The sequence below is a fragment of the Caulobacter segnis ATCC 21756 genome, from assembly GCF_000092285.1.
Classification (GTDB): domain Bacteria; phylum Pseudomonadota; class Alphaproteobacteria; order Caulobacterales; family Caulobacteraceae; genus Caulobacter; species Caulobacter segnis.
On the sequence record NC_014100.1, the window covers coordinates 3,247,251 to 3,267,309 of the forward strand.

Sequence of the window (20,059 nt, forward strand, 5' to 3'; positions counted from 1 at the left end):
GCGGGCGAGCCAGCGCGACCTGCCGCTTGCGGCGCGCGGCCCCATGGATCAAGGGATCGCTGTCGGCCCAAGCCGGACCGCGGATGTCGCCCCCGATCGCGCGTCCGGCGCCACGCCGTCGCCCGCCAAGAGCCTCCGCCGCCCCGTCGCGCTTCCACGCGCCTTTTCGGCGGACGAGATCGCGACCGTGGCGGCCGTTCATTTTGGAGACGACCTCTTGATCGACGTCCTGCGCCAGCCCGCCGTCCTGGGCCTGCTGATGATCGTGTCCTTCATGACCTTGATCATGACCCGGAGACTGTCGGCGATAACGGCCCTCATCCTCACGCCCGTGGTGTTCGGCCTCCTCGCGGGCGCCGGGGCTGGCGTCGGCGAGATGATGGTCAAGGGCGTAACGGACCTGACGCCCACGGCGCTGATGCTGGCCTTCGCGGTGCTGTATTTCGGCTTGATGATCGATGTGGGGCTGTTCGACCCCCTCGTGCGCCTTGTCTTGCGGACGGTGGGCGACGACCCCGTGCGGGTGACGGTCGGCACCGCGCTGCTGGCCACGATCGTGTCTCTGGACGGAGATGGCGCGACGACGGCGCTGGTCACCATCTCGGCCATGCTACCCATCTACCGCCGCCTAGGTCTCAATCCGCTGATCCTGGCGCTGATGTTGGGGATCTGCGCCTCGGTCACCAACCTGCTGCCGTGGGGCGGCCCGACGGCGCGCGCCGCCAGCGCCTTGGGGATCGACCAGTCCCTGCTGTTCCTGCCGATGATGCCAACCATGCTCGCGGGCTTGGGCTTTGGCGTGCTCGTCGCCTATGGCCTTGGCCTGGCGGAGCGAAAGCGCCTGGGAAGGCTGGCCTTGCGTCCCCTGCCCCTGGCGGAAACGCAAGCGGACTCGCCGGCCGACCCGGGTGAGGATCTGTCGGCGCGCCGCCCAAGGTTGTTCGTGTTCAACCTGGCCCTGACCATTGTCCTGATGGTGGGACTGTTGTCGGGATTGGCGCCCCTGCCCGTGCTGATGATGTGCGCCTTCGCGATCGCCCTGATCGTCAACTATCCGGCCCTGAAGTTGCAACGCGAGCGCATCGCGGCCCATGCCGACAATGTCGTCAATATCGTGCTCCTAATCTTCGCCGCGGGCGCCTTCACGGGAATATTGTCCGGCACGGGCATGGTCTCGGCCATGGCCAGCAGCCTGGTCGCGGCCATTCCGCCGGAACTGGGTCCGTATCTCGCGCCGATCACCGCTCTGATCGGCATGCCGCTGACCTTCTTCATGTCCAACGACGCTTACTACTTCGGCATACTGCCCGTCATCGCCGAGACCGCGTCGCACTATGGCATCCCTCCGGAGGCGATCGCGCGCGCCGCCCTGACGAGCTTGCCGATCCACGCCCTGAGCCCGCTGATCGCCGCGATCTATCTCGTCTGCGGCCTTCTGGAGGTCGATGTCGGCGCCTTGCAGCGTTTCGCCCTGAAATGGGCGGTGGCCTCGAGCCTGGTCATGATCGCGGCCGCGCTGGCCAGCGGAGCCTTTCTGTTTCGAGTCGGCTAGGCGTTTCGACCCGCGGAATGGCCGGGGCCTAGCAGGGCGAGAGCCAAACGCGGTCGCGCTTAGAAACCTGCTGGGGCGGCGCGCGCCCGGCGACGTCGGTGGATGCGATCCAGCACGGCGGAGAGGACATGCGCGCTGACCATCCTAAGATCGGTTTCCTATTTTTGGGCGGGGTGCATCAGGCGCTCCATATCGCGCCGATCGCCGCGGCTCTGGCGCGCGAGGGTCGGGCCCAGGTGTCCATGTTCGCGCCGCTGGAGGACATCGCTCCCCTGACGCGCCTGCTGTCAGACCTGGAATGCGCCCATCCCGTCCAGGCGTTGATGATCCCCGCATGGCTGTCGAAGCCTCACGCAGTCATCGCCAAGCAGCCGCCCAAGCTGGCCTGTCTATTGGCCAACAGGTCGCGGTTCGAAGACCTGGATGTCCTCGTGGCGGCCGAACGCACCTCCACCGCGCTCAAGGCCTGGCCCGGACCGTCGCCAAAGCTGGTTCATGTGCCGCACGGGGCCGGAGATCGCGCGCGCGGCTTCGAGCGACGTATCCGGCGCTTCGATCACGTGATCGTCTCGGGTCCCAAGGACCAGGCGCGGATGATCGCGCAAGGTCTGGTCAGCCCCGCCACCTGTTCGGTTTCCGGGAGCGTCAAGGTCTCCACGGTCTTGTCCCATCCGCGCATGGGCGTTCGCGGGCGCCTGTTCACCAACGATCGGCCGGTCGTCCTCTACAACCCACACTTCGACGCCAAACTGTCGTCATGGGCGAGTTTTGGGGCCCGTATGGCGGCGGCCTTCCGTGAGCAGGACCATTTCAACCTGGTGATCGCCCCGCATGTCAGGCTGTCACGCGGCTGGTCAAGTTCCCAGCGCGCCCGCTTCGAGGCCCTGGCCCTCGAGGATAGGATCCTGGTCGACGCCGGCTCGGACCGGTCACACGACATGACCTACACGATGGCGGCCGACATCTATGTCGGCGATGTCAGCAGCCAGGTCTATGAGTTCCTCGCGCGCCCGCGCCCCTGCGTCTTCCTGGACCGTGGCGTGGGGGCAAGAGCCGAGGACCCGAGTTTCGCGTTCTGGTCGCTGGGCGAGTTGGTCGCCGACCCGTCCGACGTGCTCGCCGCGCTGACCCGCGCCCACGCCGTTCACGCCCGTTACCGTGATCGGCAAGTCCTGGCGGTCGAGGCCGCTCTGGGGCGGCTGGAAGACGCGACGCGGACCGCCGCCGACACCCTTCTACGGATCTCCCGGTCTCCAGACTAAGGCGCGAGACTCTCGGGCCCTCGACGGACATTCGCCCCCTCGCGCGGCGGTGGGGAAGACCGCGCGAGGGGGCGAGCCTTGGCGCCGGAGACGGTTCGGGGGGAGGAACCGGCGGCTCTGGACAGCGCCAAAGGACAGTGTGGCGTCGTCAGGCGCTCATGGGCCCATCCAGACGCCCGTCGACGAACTGCCGCACATACGGATCGGGGCTTTCGTCCAGCGCCGCGGGTGGGCCACGCCAGACAATTTGGCCCTGATGCAGCATGGCGATCTCGTCACCGATCGTCCGGGCCGACGTCAGATCGTGGGTGATCGAGATCGCCGTGCATCCCAGCCCACGCACTTGATCGACGATAAGGTCGTTGATCGCGGCGGCGGCGATCGGGTCCAAGCCGGTGGTTGGCTCGTCGAAGAACAACAGCCTCGGCGCGGTGACCACCGCCCGCGCCAGGCCGACCCGCTTTTGCATGCCGCCGGACAGCTGTGACGGATAGAGATCGGCCACCTCGGGCCCGAGACGGACCCGGCCAAGCGCCTCGCTCGCGCGGGCCCTGGCTTCCGAACGACCAAAGCCGTCGGCGTTGAGCAGACGAAAGGCCACGTTCTCCCAGACCGTCAAACTGTCGAACAGGGCCGCGCCCTGAAACAGAACTCCCATGCGCGAGAACGCCGCGCGCCGAGCCTTCCCATCCAACAAGGCCAGATCCTCGCCATCGACAAGGATCCGGCCCGCGTCGGGGGTCATCAGTCCCAAGGCCAGTTTGAGGGTCACGGACTTGCCCTGTCCCGATCCCCCCATGATGACCAGGGAGCGACCGGCCGCGACGCTCAGATCAAGGCCGCGGATCACGGTTCTGGCGCCAAAGCTCTTGGCGACACCGGACCAAGCGAGCCGCGGCGAGGGCGAAGGTGGAGACGACGCGCCGATCATGCTGATCTCGAGATCAGCGTGGTCAACAGGTAGTCGCAGGCGAAGATCAGGATCGCCGCGGAGACCACGGCCCGGGTGGTCGCCCGACCAACTCCGCGCGCCCCGCCCGTGGCGACGTAGCCGTGGTAGCAACCCATCAAGGCCACGACGAAGCCGAACACCGCGGCCTTGACGAGGCCAGAACCGATGTCCCAGCCGGTCAGGAACCGCGCCGCGGCGCGCGCGTAGGTCGGCGCGCTGAAATCCAGGACGCCGACGGCGACCACTCCGCCGCCCGCCACGCCGATAATGTCGGCGACCAGGGTCAAGAGCGGCAGGGCCAAGACCGCCGCCGCCAGTCGAGGAGCGACCAGATAGCGTATCGGATCGGTTGACAAGGTTCGCATGGCGTCCAGTTGCTCGGTCGCCCGCATGGCCCCGATCTCGGCGGCGATGGCGGCCGACACCCGTCCGGCGAGCATCAAGGCGGCCAGGACAGGTCCGAGCTCACGGGTGATGCCCAGGGCGACGATCTGCGGCATGGCCTGGGCGGCGTTGAGCCTTCCGCCGCCGATATGGATGTTCAGCGCCAAGGCCGCGCCCGTGAAAAGCGCCGTCAAGGCCACGACCGGCAGGGAGAAGAACCCGATGGTCGTCAGCTGTCTTCCCCAGTGGCCCAGCCGCCAGGGGGGCGTCAGGATGCAAATCACGCCACGCCCCGCGAACAGCCCGACAGCGCCCACCGCCCGCACGGCGATCGTGGCCCGAGCGCCCAGGCTTCTGATCGGCGCGAGCACGGCCAACGACGCGGGGGGCATCCTAAGGCGCTCCCGCCGAGGCGCCGTCCGGAGCCTCGGGCGCGGGGGGGCGCATGACCGAACCGATCAGCCCGAAAAGGTCGACCGCCCCCTGGGTGTTGTCGATCTCGCCGCCCGGCCCCAGCGTCGCGGAGGACGCCCCGGGCGTGATGGCGACATGGGCGCCGCCGAGCAGCCCGTTGGTGGTGATCTTGGCCGTGGAGTCCTCGGGAAGAGCCACGCTCTTGTCGAGCGACAGATGGACGACCGCCAAATAGGACCGCGGGGCAAGCTCAATGCGGTCGACCGCGCCGACCTTGACCCCCGCCACGCTGACATCGGCGCCAGGGGCCAGGGCCCCGACCTCGCCAAACCGGGCCACCAGGGGATAGCCCCCTCGCCCGCCCGCATCGCTCGCCGACACCCCATAGGCCAGCAGCCCGCCGGCCGCGGCGAGGATCATCAAGCCCATGGCCGTCTGCGCCCAGGCTTCGGCCCGGGAGACACCCGCGCTCATTGGCGCGCCGCGGTACGCGCCGCGCCTTTCCGCAACTGGGCGATCAGCACATCGACATCGCCGCCGGCGTTGTCGATCGTCGAAACGAAGTCCTGTTGCTGGGTGATGGCCAGCCACACGCCCTTGAACTGGACATCGACGACTTTCCACGCGCCGCCGCCGTCCAGGACGCGCCACGAGACCTCCACCGGATCGTCCGCCTTGGGGCCGCTGATCACGGTATCGACGATCACGTCGCCAGGCTTGCGCACGGTCGAGCCGGTGACCTTGACCGTCCGGCCGCCGAACTCGGTCAGCCGCTTCTGATAAACGCCTTCGACATAGTCGCGATAGGCGGCGGCGAAGCGGGCGCGCTGGTCGGGCGTGACAGTCCGGCCGTACTTGCCCAGCACGAAGCCGGTGATCCTTGGCACGTCGGCCAGTTGATCTATGGCGGCCCGAAACGCCGGCTTGCGAGCGGCCGGGGTCTTGGCGTCTTCGGCCAGCACCGTCATCACCCGCTGGGCGTTGACCAGGACGAAGCGCTCGGCGGCGGGATCGCCAAGACCGGCGGCGGCCGGGGAAGAAGCGGTCAGGGCTAGAACCAGCATCCAGCCCCCCAGGAATGTGGGATGATTTGAACTCATGATCGATCCTGCGAGGAAAGCAAAAGGCGCGGCGTCAAAGGTCAGTCGCGGCGATCGGCTCGAAATCGGGAAGCTTGGCCGCCTCGCCCCGGGCTTGAGCGACCACGAAGGCGCGGTGCTGCAGATAGGCCGCGCGCACCGCCGCATAGGGATCGGCGGCGTCTTCGAGCGCGCGCACCGCCGGATCGGCTGCTTCGCGCTGGGTCACGGCCGTGGCGCCCAGCCGTGCCCGCCCGAAATCGGAGCCATAGCCGCCCGAGGCCAGGGAGATGGGATCGGCCAGGCTGTCGGCGATCCGGCCCAGCCCATCGCGCACGGTCGTTGGCCCTAGAAGGGGGAGAAAGACATAGGCCCCCGGGCGAGCGCCGTAGCGGCCCAGCGTCTGACCGAAATCAGCCTCGCGCGGCTCCAGCCCCGCGCGGGCGGCGACATCGAACAGCCCCGCGACGCCCAGGGTGGAATTGATCACGAAGCGCCCCGTGGCGCGGCTCGCCTGGCGAGCGTGCCCCTGGGCCAGTGCGTTCAGCGCTGTCACCGGTTCGCCGAGATTGGCCACCGCCGCTCCCAAGCGCGCCCGGACACGCCTTGGGGTGAGCGCCATGTAGCCCCGCACGATCGGTCCCATCGCCCATCGATCGACGCCCCTGGTGAAGCCAAAGCTCGCGCGATTGAAAGCGATCAGCGGGTCGCCAACCTCGCCGCCCGTCGCGCCCGTCGCGGCCGTCGCGGGTTGTCGGGCGTGAACCGGCGCAAGGAGGCCAAGACCAAGGGCGGCGGCGAGGCTCGCGGCCGCCCACGTCACCGGCCCGTCTGCTTTGATGTTCAAGCTCACGTCCTTGGACCTCTTGGGCGGCTGCTTTGGCCCAATGACGTCGCCCTCGATCAAACGCCCCAGCAAGTTTCTCGGGCCGGGCGCGCCAAGCCTGGACGCGCCAAAAAAATGAGTGAGGCGGCCTGCCGCGACGTCGTTGGGCGTGGCGGGCGAACTCCGGCCATGTCCTTGCCATCCCTTTAAGGAGACCGCCTCGCTTGACCGATTTCTCGCCGCGCCATCCGCCCTCCCGAGGCCTCTTCGACAGGCATCTGCCGCTTCGCCAGGCCCACGCCGCGCTGCGGGCCCAGGGCGTCGACCCGTTCAACATCTGCTTCGACACGATCCTCTCGCCGACCGAGGCGCGCTTGGCGGGTCGGCGCGTGATCATGCTGGGAAGCAACAATTATCTTGGACTGACCTTCGACGCCGAGGCGGTCGAAGCGGGCGTCGCCTCGCTTCGGACGCGAGGCACGGGCACCACGGGGTCGCGGATCGCCAACGGCAGCTTCGAGGCGCATCTGGCGCTTGAGCGGGCCTTGGCGAGGTTCTATGGGCGCCGCCACGCCATGGTGTTCACTACGGGCTACCAGGCAAATCTGGGCGTTCTGTCCAGTGTCGTGGGACGCGGCGATCACCTGCTGCTGGATCGCGACAGCCACGCCAGTCTCTATGACGGCGCGCGCCTGGGTCATGCCCGGGTCGTGCGCTTTCGTCACAACGATCCTGAGCACCTGCGCCGGCGCCTGGCGCGGCTCGAGGGCGCGCCGGGCGCGAAGCTGATCGTGGTCGAGGGGCTCTATTCGATGATCGGCGACGTCGCGCCGCTCAGGGAGATCGCCGCCGTCAAGCGCGAGATGGGCGCCTACCTTCTGGTCGACGAAGCCCACTCCATGGGCGTGTTGGGCGCGCGGGGAAGAGGCCTGGCCGAAGCGGCCGGGGTCGAGGCCGACGTCGACTTCGTGGTCGGCACCTTTTCGAAAAGTCTGGGAGCGATCGGCGGCTTCTGCGTCTCGGACCTGGACGGCTTCGAGGTCATGCGGGTGACATGCCGCCCCTACATGTTCACCGCGTCGCTGCCGCCCGCGGTGGCCGCCTCGACGGTCGCGGCTCTCGGGCGCATGGAGGCGCAGCCTGAGCTGCGGGGACGCCTTATGGCCAATGCGCGTCGCCTCTACCACGGGCTTAAGGCGCTGGGTTTTTCCGTCGGGCCGACGCCAGGACCGATCGTGGCCGTCGCCACCCCGGATCCGCCAAGCGCGGTCGCCCTATGGAATCAACTGCTAGCCCAGGGCGTCTACCTCAACCTCGCCCTGCCGCCGGCCACGCCCAACGGCCAGTCTCTGCTGCGTGGCAGCGTCACGGCGCTCCACACCGAGGCGCAGATAGACCACGTGCTGGCCGTCTTCGACGCGGCGGCCACGGCGCTGGGTCTGCTCGGAAACGGCGCGGCGCGGCTGGCGGCGCGCTCGGCCTAGAACCCTCAAGGCCTGGCCGGAAGGCGGGATCGCGGCCGTCCACACGACCGCGATCCCCAGGCTCCTAGAATCTATATCCAACCGCCGCCCCGACGACGAACTGGTCGGCGCTGCCGCCGACCTTGACGATCGGGCTGTCGGCGAAATCGCCCAGCAAACGCTTGTAGCTGCCGAGCGCCATCACGCTCCAGCGGTCGGTCACTTGATAGGTGGCCTTCAGTCCAAGGCTAATGTCGCGCACGCCGCCCTTGAGGTTATAGGCCGGCAAGCCGCTGGCCGCGGCGTCGGCGGCCGAGACCCCGAGATAGGTCTGAGCGTACTTCTTGTCGACATAGGTCGTCTTGAGAGACGAGCCGACGCTCCAACGCTCGCTGATCTGCTTGCCGTAGGTCAGCTTGGCCTCTCCATAGCCCCCCTCGTAGGTGTTGGAGGTGTCGGCCATGTAGCTGAATTCGACGCCCAGCTTGTCGTTCCTGGAGAAGACGTCACCCCGCGAATAGCCGACGAACGCGCCGGCCTCGAGCGCGTCGTCGATCTTGGCCATTTTGCTGACGGCGAGGTTCTTGACCTTGTGGTCGCGCTTGTTCTGGACGTCGATCGCCGGACCAAAGGACCAGCCCTCGATCGGTGAGAGATTGAGCTTGAGGTTCTGGCCTTGGAAGTCGAGGTAGAACGCGCCGTAGTTGATCCGCCCTTCGATATAGGGCGTGGCCTCCATTTTTTTGGAGCCCAGATACTCCGGTCGGGCGCCGCCGCCGATGGCGATGTCGCCCGACCACTCGCGCTCCTGGGCGCTAGCCGCGACAGGGGCGATGAGGGCCGGCGTCATGACGACGACCGACCAGAGAGTGAAATGCCGCATTGAGGTCTCCTTGCGAGACGGCGCCGACCAGTTCCCGCGCCGCGTGGGGTCCCCAATGACGTCGCGGCCGCCTGCTTGCCCCAGCCCGCCGCGACGAACGCTTGGCGAGGATGTTCGCGTCCAAACACGGCCCCCGATCGGCGAAAAGCCCCGCGTCTGCGGCCGCCGAGAAGCGCCGCCGCTGTCAAGCCTCCTGGTCGCAACGATTGATAACCAGTACGCGCGCCCGGACCGCCCTAGATGGGACGCTAGGCCGAGGTCCGTCCCGGCCTTTCCGCCAGCGCCTCAACCGGGTCCCAAGACGTGATCTCCCCGAGCCCTCCCCATCGCCAAAGCGACGCCGGCGCCTCCGAAGGCGACAACGACAGATCTTCGCCGCTCCTGGCCTCCTATCTGGAACGTCGCGCCGACATGAGGCGCTATTTCCTGGCCAAGCTTGGACCCGACGCCGATGTCGAAGATCTCGTCCAGGATCTCTATCTGAAGGTCCTTGGCCTGGGGGACGCGGCGGTGACCAATCCCCCGGCCTTTCTCTATCGGCTGGCCTCCAACCTGATGCTGGATCGACTTCGGCAGGGCCGGCGCGCGCGCATGCGCGACGCGGACTGGCGCAGCAGCCACCACGCCTCGTTGGGGGCGGTCGATATCGTCGATGCGCCCGACGCCGAGTCGGTCGTCATCGCGCGGCTACGGCTGGAGAAGGTCATGGCCGCCCTTTCGGCGCTCTCGCCACGCACCCAGCGCATTTTCAAGCTGCACAAGATCGATGGCCTGTCCTACGTCGAGACCGCCGCGGCGCTCGGCATTTCCAAGAGCGCGGTGGAAAAGCAGATCAGCCTGGCCCTGGGCCATCTTCATTCCAGGGTGACCCGATGAGTGCGACCAATCTGCATCACCCCCCGACAAACCGGGAAGGCGACGGCGCGCCCACGACGTCTTTTGGGCGAGGCTTGGTCGCATTTGGCCCCGAAGCCTCAGGTGACCGCCCATGACCGCGCCCCTGACCGATCCGATATCGCAAGTCGCCGCCGACTGGTTCGCCCGCCTGCGCGACGACGACGCGGACCTTGACGCCTGGACGACGTTCCAGGCCTGGCTGGAAGCCGACCCCGCCCACCGCCTCGCCTATGAGGCCATGGAGACGCTGTGGCTCGACCTCGAGGACGACGCCCCTCAAGCGCTGTTGAACGCGGCCGGGGCGACGGCGACCGTCGAGACGCTCACGCGCCCCTCTGGCCCCGCGACGCCGGCGCCAACCCCGGCCAGGGCCTCGCGACCAGGCCACCGTCGTCCGATCCCGTGGCTCATCGCCAGCGGAGCCATCGCCGCCGGCCTCGTGGCCTGGGTGGCCGCGTCGCGGTGGTCGCCGTCCGCGCCCATCGACTATGCGACGGCCAAGGGTGAGGTTCGCGCCGTGACCCTGGTGGACGGATCGCGACTGACGCTTGGCGGGGCCACCCGGATAACCGTCGAGATGAACGCCCGGCGTCGCGCGGTGACCCTCTCGGAAGGCGAGGCCACGTTCGATGTGGCTCACGAGGCCAACCGCCCCTTCGTCGTCGAGTTGGGCGATCAGCGGGTGCGTGTCCTGGGCACCGAGTTCAACATTTCGCGCGACCAAGGTCATACGGCCGTCACCGTACGGCGTGGCGTCGTCGCCGTGGCCCAGGTCGGCGGCGGCGAGGTGCGCTTGACCCGGGGACAGCAGGTCCTGCACGCCGAAGGCTCCACCGTCCAGGAGGTGCGCGAGGCCGACCCGGACGCGGTGTTCGCCTGGCGGTCGGGAAAGCTGATCTATGACAAGGCGCCCCTGGCGATGGTGGTGGCCGACTTCAACCGTTATGGCGGCCCGCCGATCCGTGTCGATCCCAGCGCGGCCAAGGTCACGGTGAGCGGCGTGTTCCTCGTTGACAGTCCTCGGGCCATGGTCGAGCGATTGGCGCGGTTCAGCGGGCTGACCGTGGTCGTCCGCGCCGACGAGATCATCCTGAAGGGCCAATGATCGCCAGTAGCGAGGCTCGGACCTGGTGAAGCGTGGCGTCAAGCGATGGCCAGGCCTGTGGGCGGTCGCCTTGGCGTCGCTGACCCTCGCGCCGGTGGCCCAGGCCGCCTCCGCCGATGTCCGACTGCGACTGGCGCGCAAGCCGGTGCGCGCGGCGTTGATCGATCTGGCGCTCCAGGCCGAGGTGTCGTTGGGCGGCAATCTCGACGCCTGCCGCGGCGAGAGCCCGGCGATCGTCGGACGGATGTCGCTGGAGGCCGCGCTCGCCAGAATGCTGGCCCAGTCCGGCTGCGGTTTCGAGATCTTGGACCGTCGCACCATCATGGTGCGACGGGCCCGCGCCGCGTCCGAAAGCGCTCGCTTGCCCGCGCCGACCGCGGCGCCCGTCCGACACCCCGAAGCCCACGCGACGATCGGCGAGGTGGTGATCACGGCCCAGCGCTATCCCAATCTTCCGGGTCGCACGCCGGCCGCGATCTCGGCGCTCGCCAGTCAGGCCCTGAGCCATGATCGCGCCTCCAGCCTGGCCGATATCGGGTTTCAGGTCGCGGGCCTGACCACGACCAATCTGGGACCGGGCCGGGATAAGATCCTGCTGCGCGGCCTCTCCGACGGGGCCTTTACCGGCCTGACCCAGTCGATCGTCGCGCTCTATCTCGATGAGGTCCCCGTTACCTACAACGCGCCCGATCCGGACCTGCGGCTGGCCGACATCGAGCGCGTGGAGGTCATGCGCGGACCGCAAGGCACGCTCTATGGCGGAGGCGCCATCGGGGGGGTGGTGCGCCTGGCGACGCGAAAGCCCGACCTGGACACGATGTCGGCCGAGGTCCTGGCGGGCGGCTCGGTCACCGGGGGCGGGGGCGCTGGCGGCGAGTTGGAAGGGGTAGTCAATCTGCCGCTCGTGACGGGGAAGCTGGCGCTGCGCGCCGTTGGCTATCGCGAACGCTCGGCCGGCTATATCGATAATCCGGCGCTGGGCCTGAACAACGTCAACACCTCCGATCGAAACGGCGCGCGCCTGTCGCTACGCGCGGTGCTGTCGCCAGCCTGGCAGGCGACAGCGGTGGTGAACCACCAGTCGCTGCGCAATCGCGACACCCAGTACGGCGTGTCTCGCCTGGGGCCGATGACCCGCGACAACGCCGTGCGCGAGCCCCACGACAACAGCTTCGACCAGGGCTCGTTGACGGTTACCGGCGATGGTCGCTGGGGGCGCGTCACCGGGTCGGTTTCGCGCCTGGGCCACGACTTTTCCAGCCGCTACGACGCCACCGCCCGCGCGGGGCTGTTTGGCCAAGCCGCGGGCCCCGCCGTCTTCGACGACGCGCGCCAGACAGACCTGACGGTCGGCGAGATCACCTACGCCATGCCCACTGGCCGCCGGTTCCACGGCCTGGTTGGCGGCTTTCTGTCGAGCACCCAGACGCGTCAGAAGAGCACTCTGGCGCCCTATCCGGCCGGAGGCGCCAGCTACGCGGAGTCGCGCGTCGACGACATTCGCGAGGCGGCCGTCTACGGGGAAGGAACCTGGGAGCTGCCTTGGAACTTCTCAGCGACGTTGGGGCTGCGCTGGTTCGACTATCGCTACGACATCTCCTCCGACCTGATCCAAGGCGCCAAAGCCCGCGCGTTCAAGGGTCATGGCGACGAAAACGGCTTCTCCCCCAAGGTCCTGCTCAGCTATGCGCCAAGCGCCTCGCTCTTGGCCTACCTGCAGCTCTCCGAAGGCTATCGACCTGGCGGCTTCAACACGGGCGGACGACTGGACGGCGGCCCGCCGCCGAGCCGGTACGAGGCCGACCAGCTCTGGAACTATGAGGCCGGGATCAAACTACGCGCCTTCGACGAGCGCCTGCGGCTGCGCGCCGCCCTCTTCTTCGCCCAATGGCGCTCGATCCAAAGCGATCAGTACCGACCCGATGGCCTGGGCTACACCGTCAATGTCGGCGACGGCGACAATGACGGTCTTGAGGTGGAGGCGGACTGGCGCGCGAGCGAACGGCTGGACCTGAGGTTCGCGCTGCTCCTCAATCGACCCGACGTCTCGCGGCTCAGCCTGGATCAAACAGCGGCCGAGAACGCCGGGCTGGCGGGGATCTCCAGCGGCTCGGCCAATTTCACAGCGGACTATCATCGCCCCCTGGCCTGGGGGCCCACCTTGCGGCTGCGCGCCCAGGTGGCCCATACCGGCGGGGCGCGCCTGAGCCTCGACGAGACCGCCGGGCGCCGGATGGACAGCTATACGACGACAGCCTTGAGCGCGGCGCTGGAGGGCGGGCGATGGACGCTCACGGCCTATGTCGACAATCCGTTCGACAGCCATGCCAACACCTTCGCCTTTGGCAACCCGTTCGCGCCGCGCGCCGACGAGGCCATCACGCCGCAGCGTCCACGCACCGCCGGCTTTCGGCTGCAGGCTCGCTTCTAGGACACCGCTTCGCCGGAGGCCGTCGCGAGAGGGTTGCGCGCGCCCCACCGCTCCCCGCCAGAAATCTGCTGGGGCGCCGAGCGCCTGGCGACGTCGTTGGGGCGAACCAACGCGCCCGGAGCCCCCCATGCCCCTCCAGCCTTTCCCCGTCCCCCGCTCGCCCCGCCCGCGAGATCGTTCGTCCGCATCGCTCGCCCCGCACCGCGCCTCGGCGACCTGGGCCGCAGCGGCCGCCTGCCTGAGCCTAGCGGCCTGCGCCCACGCCCCGTCGTCCCAAACCGCGGCCGCCTTGCCGCCCCCCGCCAAGACGGCGGGAGACCCGGCCGAGAAGACCAATCGGGCGATCTTCGCGGTCAATCGCACCGTGGATCGCGCCGCGGTCGCGCCGGTGGCGCGCGGCTATTCCAAGGTGATGCCGTCGCCGGCGCGCAAGGGGCTGAAGAACTTCACCTCCAATCTCAAGGGCCCGCACATTCTCATCAATGATGTGCTGCAGGCCAACTTCCGCCGAGCCGGCACGACCTCGGCCCGTTTCGCGATCAACAGCACGGTGGGGGTCGCCGGCCTCTTCGACGTCGCCGGCCGGATGGGGATGCCGTTCCATGACGCCGACATGGGCCAGACCTTCGGACGTTGGGGCGTGCCGCCAGGCCCAAGCCTGCAGATTCCCCTGCTGGGTCCCTCCAATCTGCGCGACTTCAGCGGCGACCTGATCGGCGGCGCGCTGAACCCGGCGACCTATCTGACCGGCGGCGCGGCGACCGCCGTCAGCGTCGTGGACGGCGTCGACATGGTCGATGATCGGGCCGAACTGCTGCCGCTGACAGACGAGTTGCAACGCACCTCGCCCGACTACTACGCCAGCCTGCGCGACAAGACCGCCGAAGGGCGCGCGGCCATGGTGGCGGAGGCCAAGAGCGGTCGCGGCAAGCCCGAAGGCGACCACAAGTCGGGCGCGCCCTTGCTGATGACCCCGACGGCGCCAGCCGCGGATCCGGCCGCGCGCCCCTGACCTGTTCTGGCGGCGGGACGCCGACCCGCGTTCGCCTCGCCACGCGGGCCCGCCCGCGGTCGGCGTGACGTCGAGACGCTCGCGACCAGCCAAGCCCCGGCGACGCCTTGGGCCTTGGCCCGTCGCATCGCTTCGCCGCCGCGTTCGCTTGAAGGACATCCGTGAATGCTCATGAAACTCTGGGGCGTGGTGCTGATCGCGCCCCTGGCGGGGGCCTGCGCCGTCTCCGCCCCCCGTGCGCCCGACCTGGCCGTGCCCGCCGTCTACGCGGCGCCGCGACCGGGCGCGGACCCGCCGAAATCGAACCTCGAACACTGGTGGCGGCTTTATCAGGACCCGCAGCTAGAGATGCTGGTGGCCCAGGCGCTGGAGGGCGGCTTCGACGCCCGGTTGGCGCGCGCCCGGTTGGCCGAGGCCCAGGCCACCCGCGGCGCGGCCCACTATCAGATCTATTGGCCGAGCGGCGGGCTGGAGGCTTCGGCCAACCACGCCAGCGGCGACGATGACAGCGAACGCGACATCGACCGCTACGCCGCGAGCTTCAGCCCGGCCTGGGAACTGGACCTGTTCGGTCGCCGGGCGGCCTCGCGCCGCGTGGCCGAGGGTGATCTTCATAGCGCCGAGTTCACCGCCGAAGCGACGCGTTGGGTGCTCGTGGCCCAGGTGGCCGATAACCTGTTCGCGGCGCGCGGTCTGGCCGCGCGGCTCACGGAGGCGCGGGAGACGCTGCGCATTCAAAGGGCTTTGGAGGCCTCGGCGCAGGCCAAGGTGGAACACGGGCTCGTGCCGGCCAGCGACGCGGCGCAGACGCGCGCCAATGTCGAGACGATCCGGTCCGAGATCCAGGATCTCGAGGCCCAGTTGGACGCCGCCCGGCGGGTCTTGCTCGCCCTCTGCGGTCGAGGCCGCGCGCCCCTGGACGAGATGCCGATCCTGCCACGGATCGGCGCGCCGCCGGCGCCGCCCGCGACCGTGCCCGGGGATCTGCTGTCGCGCCGACCCGACATCCGCGAGGCCCACTGGCGCCTGGCCTCCGCCGCCGGCCGACAGCAACTGGCCGCCCTGGCCTTCCTGCCCACCCTCACCCTGTCCCCAAGCCTCGGAATCAGCAAGGTGACCGGCTCGGACACGGCCAGCCTCTGGTCCCTTGGCGCCGGCGCCAAGGTTCCGCTGCTCGACATTCCCCGTCTGCGCAAGACGTTGGACGCGCGGCGGGCGGTGTCCGAACAGCAGGTGCTGGCCTACGAACGATCGGTGCAGACCGCCTATGTCGAGGCCGAGACAGCCTTGGCCTATCTCGACAGCGACACGCGGCGCGTGACGATGCTGCGCGCGGCCGAGCGCGACGCCGCGATCGGATACGAGGCCAAGCACGAGGGGTACCGGCGAGGCTTCAACGCTCTGCAGGACACCCTGGTGGCCGAAGGAGCCTGGCGTCAGGCCAGGATCGCCCTAGCCGGCGCGGAGGTCACGGCCCTCCAGCGTTCGGTCCAGGTTTTCAAGGCCCTTGGCGGCGGCTGGTCGCCGCCCGCCGCCGAGCAGGGCGCGGCCCTGCCCCCTCCCCTTTCGAGCACGGCTTCCAAGAAAGCTGGATAAACCGATGGATCGCATGATGACCCTATCGCCCCGCCGCCGCCCCGCGGCCTGGATGGCGCTTCTTGGCCTGAGCCTGTCTGGATGCCACCCGCCGGCGCCGGCGGCGGCGCCCGAACCGCTGCGCGCGGTGCGGGTCGCTCGGATCGAGGCGCGAACACTGCGGGTTCCGGTGCTCGCCTCGGGCTTGCTGACGCCACGCGAGGAAGCCGCCGTGACCTCGGAGCTTTCCGGCTACCGCGTCGCCCGGGTGTTTGTCGATCAGGGAGCCTGGGTCACCGCCGGCCAGCCGATGGTTCAGTTGGACGACACCTTGCTGCGCGCCCAGATCGCCGCCCAGCGCGTAGCGGTCGAACGGGCGGAGCGACAGGCCGCGCGGGTCGATGACCTCGACGGCAAGGCGGTGCTGTCGCAGGAGGACATAGATGCGCGCCGTTTCGACGCCCGCGCCGCCCGCGCCGCGCTCCAGGACCTGGAGACGCGTCAGGCGCGCATGCTGCTGCGCGCGCCGGTTTCGGGGCTAGTGCTGAAGCGCAATGTCAGGCCTGGCGAACTATCCGGCGGCGGGGTGGAGCCGATGTTCCGTCTCGCGCGCGACGGCCAGATCGAGATGGCCGCCGAGGCGCCCGAGGCCGTGCTGCATGGCCTTCGCCCAGGCCAGAGCGTGGCGATCACCTTGCCGGGCGGCGAACGCGTGGTCGGGACCGTGCGCCTGATTGATCCCGAGATCGATCCCCAGACCAAGCTCGGCGTCGCGCGCGTGACCTTGCCCAAGAGACAGGGACAACGCCCCGGCGGCTATGCCCAGGCCCAGTTCGAGGGCGTCGGAGCCCCCGCTCTCGTCGCCCCGGCCAAGGCGATCACCTACGACGCCGACGGGACCTCGGTCATGGCGCTCGACACCCGCGACGTGGTCTCGCGGGTCGCGGTGCGGATCGGCGCGCGAGCGGGCGATCATGTGCAGTTGCTTCAGGGTCCTCCCGCGGGAACGCGGGTGCTGATGTCCGGGACGGCCACCGTGCTAGCCGGCGACAAGGTCGCCATCGCCCAAGACCTCCAAGCCGGAGCGGCCCGATGAGCCTGAAAGTGTCCACCTGGGCGATCCGCAATCCCGTGCCCGTCAGCCTGTTGTTTGTTCTTCTCATGATCGCCGGCGCGGCCGCCTACGCTCTCCTGCCGGTGAAGCAGTTTCCCGACGTATCCTTCCCGGAGATCACGGTCGCCGTCACCCAATCGGGGGCGGCGCCCAGCGAGATGGAAAGCCAGGTCACGCGCCTGGTCGAGGACGCCGCGGCCAGCGTCCCGGGCGTCAAGCATCTGACCTCGACCGTGAGCCTGGGCTCCTCGGAGACCAAGGTCGAGTTCGCGGTCGGGGCTGACGCTCAGCGAGCCTTGGAGGACGTCCGATCCGCCATCGACCGCATACGGGTCGATCTGCCGCAGGGGATTGATCCGCCGAGCGTCACCCGACGCGATACCGACGGCCAACCCATCCTCTATTACGCGGTCACCGCGCCGAAGCTGTCAGCCACGCAGCTGTCCTGGTTCGTCGACAACACCGTGGCGCGCGCGCTGCAGGGGGTCGCGGGGGTCGGCCTGGTGACGCGCACCGGCGGTCTGGATCGTGAGATCAACGTTCTGCTCGACATCCAGCGGATGAACGCCCTGGGCGTCACCGCCCCTCAGGTCAACTCGGCCCTCCGGCAGTTTACCGACGACGCCTCGGGCGGACGCGCCGAACTCGGAGACCGCGAGATGACCGTCCGGGTGTTGGGCGGGGCGGTCAGCATCGACCAGTTGCGCGACCTGCAGATCCCTCTGCGGGGGCGGGCGGTTCGCCTGGGCGACATCGCCGAGGTCGGCGACGGGGCGGGCGAGGCGCGCGGTTTTGCTCGTGTGAACAACGTCCCGGTCGCGGCTTTCCAGATCAGCAAGACCAAGACGGCCAGCGAGGTCGAGACCGAGACCAATGTCGTCAAGGCGTTGGACGCCCTGGCCAAGGCCAATCCCGGCGTGCGGTTCACCAAGGTCATGTCGACCGTGACGGAGACCCGCGCCAGCTACCAGGCCACGATCCACGTCCTGATCGAGGGCATGATCCTGGCGGCCCTGGTGGTGATGCTGTTCCTGCGCGACTGGCGCGCCACCCTGATCTCCGCGGTGGCCATGCCGCTGTCGCTGATCCCGACCTTCGCCGTCATGCACCTGCTGGGCTTCAGCCTCAACATCGTCACCCTTCTGGCCCTGACCCTGGTGATCGGCATCCTGGTGGACGATGCGATCGTCGAGGTGGAGAACATCGAAAAGCGCATCGCGCGCGGTCAGCACCCTTATCGCGCCGCGCTGGAGGGCGCCGACGCCATCGGGTTGGCGGTGGTCGCCACCACCTTCACGATCGTGGTGATCTTCACGCCGGTCTCGATGATGCAGAGCACCATCGGCCAGTTCTTCCGGGAGTTTGGACTGACCGTCGCCGTGGCGGTGCTATTTTCCCTGGTCGTCGCCCGCTTGGTGACGCCGGTGATGGCGGCCTACTTTCTGGTTCCCGCGCGCCGCCCACACGAGGCCAGGCCGATGCCGCGCTTCTATCGGCGGGCCCTGGACTGGTCCCTACGTCGGCGCGGTTGGGCGATCGGGCTGGGCGGCTTGTTCTTCGTCGCCACGCTCATCATCGGGATTGGGCTGCCCAAGGGCTTTCAGCCCGAAGGCGACAGCGGCTACATTTTTCTGAACATTCAGGGTGAGCCGGGCGCGACCCGGGCCGACATGGAGCGCGCCGCCGCCAAGGCGACCGATATCCTGCGCGCTCAGGCCGACACGGACTTTGTCTTCAGCCAGGTCGGCGCCGACGGCGACTCGACGACGGGCCTGATCATAGGGGTTCTGAAGGCCGATCGCGTTCAGACCACCAAGGCGGTCAGAAACGCGGTGCGACCATTGTTGCGTCAGGTGGCCGACGCCCGGGTTGTCACCGGCGACGAAGATGGCGGCGACGCGGACGTCGAGGTGATCCTGGCCAGCGCCGACGGTAAGGCCCTGGCCCGCGCGCAAACCGAACTCCTGCGCCAGATGCGCACCGTGCGCCAAGTCACCGAGCCGCGTCCGGCCCCCGCCGCGGCTTCGGTTCAATTGGTCATTCGCCCCAAACCCGCCGAGGCCGCGCGGCTCAACGTCTCCACCGACGCGATCGCTCAGATCGCCCGGGTGGCGACCTTGGGCGACATCGACGCCAATGTCCCCAAGTTCTCCGAAGGCGAGCGGCGCCTGCCGATCCGCGTGCGCCTGCCGCTGGCCGACCGCGCCGATCTGGCGCGGATCAGCCAGCTGGCCGTGCCGACGATGGACGGAAAGACCACGGTCCTTGAGAGCGTGGCGGACATCTCCTTCGAAGCCGGCCCCGGTCATATTCTGCGATATGATCGCGAGCGGCGAGCCTCCGTCCAGGCCGACTTCAACAACGCGGCGATCATCGGCCAGGCCAGCGAGGCGATCGCCGCCCTCCCGATCATGCAACATCTGCCGGCCGGGGTGCACGAAGCCAAGGATGGCGACGAAGAAGACATGGTCCAGCTGTTCAGCGGGCTGATCGTGGCCATGGGAGCGGGCGTGGCGCTCGTCTATGCGGTGATGGTCCTGCTGTTTCGCAGCTTCTTTAAGCCCATCAGCATCCTGTCGGCCTTGCCGCTGTCGCTGGGCGGCGCCTTCATCGCTCTGAGACTGGCCGGCTTGCCGCTGGACCTGCCGGTGATGATCGGCCTGCTGATGCTTTTGGGGTTGGCCGCCAAGAATTCGATACTGTTGGTCGAGTTCGCCATTGAGGCCGAGCGCGAGGGGCTGGACCGATTTTCGGCCCTGGAGCGGGCGTGCGCCGAGCGCTCGCGTCCGATCATCATGACCACGGTGGCGATGATCGCCGGCATGGCTCCGACCGCCTTGGGGCTGGGCGAAGGCGCCGAATGGCGCCAGCCCATGGCGGTGGCGGTGATCGGCGGCCTGGTGAGCTCGACCCTCCTGTCCTTGATCCTGGTGCCCGTGGTTTATGAGTTCGTCGACGACGTGGAAGGCTGGCTCACGCCGAGGCTGGCGCGGTTTGTAACGCCATCCCCGCCCGCGGCCGACACCTTAGCGCGTGAGGATGCCCTTTGACCGGCGCATGGACTTGAACAGCCCCTGATGAAGAGATCGCCGAGGCAAGGTCAGGCTGAC

General features: G+C 68.8%; 16 protein-coding genes. 10 read left to right on the top strand and 6 right to left on the bottom strand.

What is annotated here, in order from left to right; genetic code table 11:
* Positions 1-217 precede the first annotated feature (217 nt).
* Together CSEG_RS14995 and CSEG_RS15000 are read left to right on the top strand one after the other, a co-directional pair.
* Positions 218-1,552, top strand: coding sequence for a CitMHS family transporter (locus tag CSEG_RS14995; protein ID WP_013080081.1), 1,335 nt, complete (start codon positions 218-220; stop codon positions 1,550-1,552).
* A 128-nt stretch (positions 1,553-1,680) separates the two neighbouring features.
* Positions 1,681-2,814: a hypothetical protein gene (locus tag CSEG_RS15000; protein ID WP_013080082.1), complete on the top strand. Its 1,134-nt coding sequence runs from the start codon at positions 1,681-1,683 to the stop codon at positions 2,812-2,814.
* Positions 2,815-2,962: 148 nt separating this feature from the next.
* Here the strand turns inward: CSEG_RS15000 and CSEG_RS15005 are convergent, their stop codons facing one another.
* From CSEG_RS15005 to CSEG_RS15025, 5 genes are read right to left on the bottom strand one after another with little or no spacing between them, the layout of a single operon-like run.
* The gene (locus CSEG_RS15005; protein ID WP_013080083.1) at positions 2,963-3,745 is read right to left on the bottom strand and encodes an ABC transporter ATP-binding protein; all 783 of its coding nucleotides are present in this window, start codon (positions 3,743-3,745) and stop codon (positions 2,963-2,965) included.
* Positions 3,742-4,542: an MlaE family ABC transporter permease gene (locus tag CSEG_RS15010; RefSeq protein WP_013080084.1), complete on the bottom strand. Its 801-nt coding sequence runs from the start codon at positions 4,540-4,542 to the stop codon at positions 3,742-3,744. Before CSEG_RS15010 ends, CSEG_RS15005 begins: the two co-directional genes overlap by 4 nt.
* Before the next feature lies 1 nt (position 4,543).
* A complete protein-coding gene (gene mlaD / locus CSEG_RS15015; RefSeq protein ID WP_013080085.1) occupies positions 4,544-5,038 on the bottom strand; it encodes an outer membrane lipid asymmetry maintenance protein MlaD in 495 nt (164 codons plus the stop codon).
* Positions 5,035-5,664, bottom strand: coding sequence for an MlaC/ttg2D family ABC transporter substrate-binding protein (locus CSEG_RS15020; protein WP_013080086.1), 630 nt, complete (start codon positions 5,662-5,664; stop codon positions 5,035-5,037). Before CSEG_RS15020 ends, mlaD begins: the two co-directional genes overlap by 4 nt.
* A gap of 34 nt (positions 5,665-5,698) precedes the next feature.
* The gene (locus CSEG_RS15025) at positions 5,699-6,496 is read right to left on the bottom strand and encodes an MlaA family lipoprotein (RefSeq protein ID WP_013080087.1); all 798 of its coding nucleotides are present in this window, start codon (positions 6,494-6,496) and stop codon (positions 5,699-5,701) included.
* Positions 6,497-6,693: 197 nt separating this feature from the next.
* Here CSEG_RS15025 and spt point away from each other — a divergent pair, with 197 nt between their 5' ends.
* A complete protein-coding gene (spt, locus tag CSEG_RS15030) occupies positions 6,694-7,953 on the top strand; it encodes a serine palmitoyltransferase (protein WP_013080088.1) in 1,260 nt (419 codons plus the stop codon).
* A gap of 64 nt (positions 7,954-8,017) precedes the next feature.
* Here spt and CSEG_RS15035 read toward each other — a convergent pair whose 3' ends face one another.
* Positions 8,018-8,815: a MipA/OmpV family protein gene (locus CSEG_RS15035; RefSeq protein ID WP_013080089.1), complete on the bottom strand. Its 798-nt coding sequence runs from the start codon at positions 8,813-8,815 to the stop codon at positions 8,018-8,020.
* 303 nt (positions 8,816-9,118) lie between these two features.
* On the opposite strand from CSEG_RS15035, the gene CSEG_RS15040 reads away from it, so the two are divergent.
* The 7 genes from CSEG_RS15040 to CSEG_RS15070 all read left to right on the top strand — a co-directional run bounded on the left by CSEG_RS15040 (position 9,119) and on the right by CSEG_RS15070 (position 19,999).
* On the top strand, positions 9,119-9,691 hold the full coding sequence (locus CSEG_RS15040) for an RNA polymerase sigma factor (RefSeq protein WP_013080090.1): 573 nt from the start codon (positions 9,119-9,121) through the stop codon (positions 9,689-9,691).
* A gap of 112 nt (positions 9,692-9,803) precedes the next feature.
* Positions 9,804-10,817, top strand: coding sequence for a FecR family protein (locus CSEG_RS15045; RefSeq protein WP_013080091.1), 1,014 nt, complete (start codon positions 9,804-9,806; stop codon positions 10,815-10,817).
* 70 nt (positions 10,818-10,887) lie between these two features.
* Entirely contained in the window at positions 10,888-13,248 is a 2,361-nt protein-coding gene (locus tag CSEG_RS15050) for a TonB-dependent receptor domain-containing protein (RefSeq protein WP_227878843.1), read from the top strand.
* A gap of 127 nt (positions 13,249-13,375) precedes the next feature.
* Positions 13,376-14,260 (top strand): MlaA family lipoprotein, encoded by an 885-nt coding sequence (locus CSEG_RS15055; protein WP_013080093.1) that lies wholly within the window; start codon positions 13,376-13,378, stop codon positions 14,258-14,260.
* A gap of 165 nt (positions 14,261-14,425) precedes the next feature.
* A complete protein-coding gene (locus tag CSEG_RS15060) occupies positions 14,426-15,856 on the top strand; it encodes an efflux transporter outer membrane subunit (RefSeq protein ID WP_013080094.1) in 1,431 nt (476 codons plus the stop codon).
* Between the two features lie 4 nt (positions 15,857-15,860).
* The gene (locus tag CSEG_RS15065; protein ID WP_013080095.1) at positions 15,861-16,931 is read left to right on the top strand and encodes an efflux RND transporter periplasmic adaptor subunit; all 1,071 of its coding nucleotides are present in this window, start codon (positions 15,861-15,863) and stop codon (positions 16,929-16,931) included.
* The gene (locus CSEG_RS15070) at positions 16,928-19,999 is read left to right on the top strand and encodes an efflux RND transporter permease subunit (protein ID WP_013080096.1); all 3,072 of its coding nucleotides are present in this window, start codon (positions 16,928-16,930) and stop codon (positions 19,997-19,999) included. Before CSEG_RS15065 ends, CSEG_RS15070 begins: the two co-directional genes overlap by 4 nt.
* The last annotated feature ends 60 nt before the right edge of the window (positions 20,000-20,059 follow it).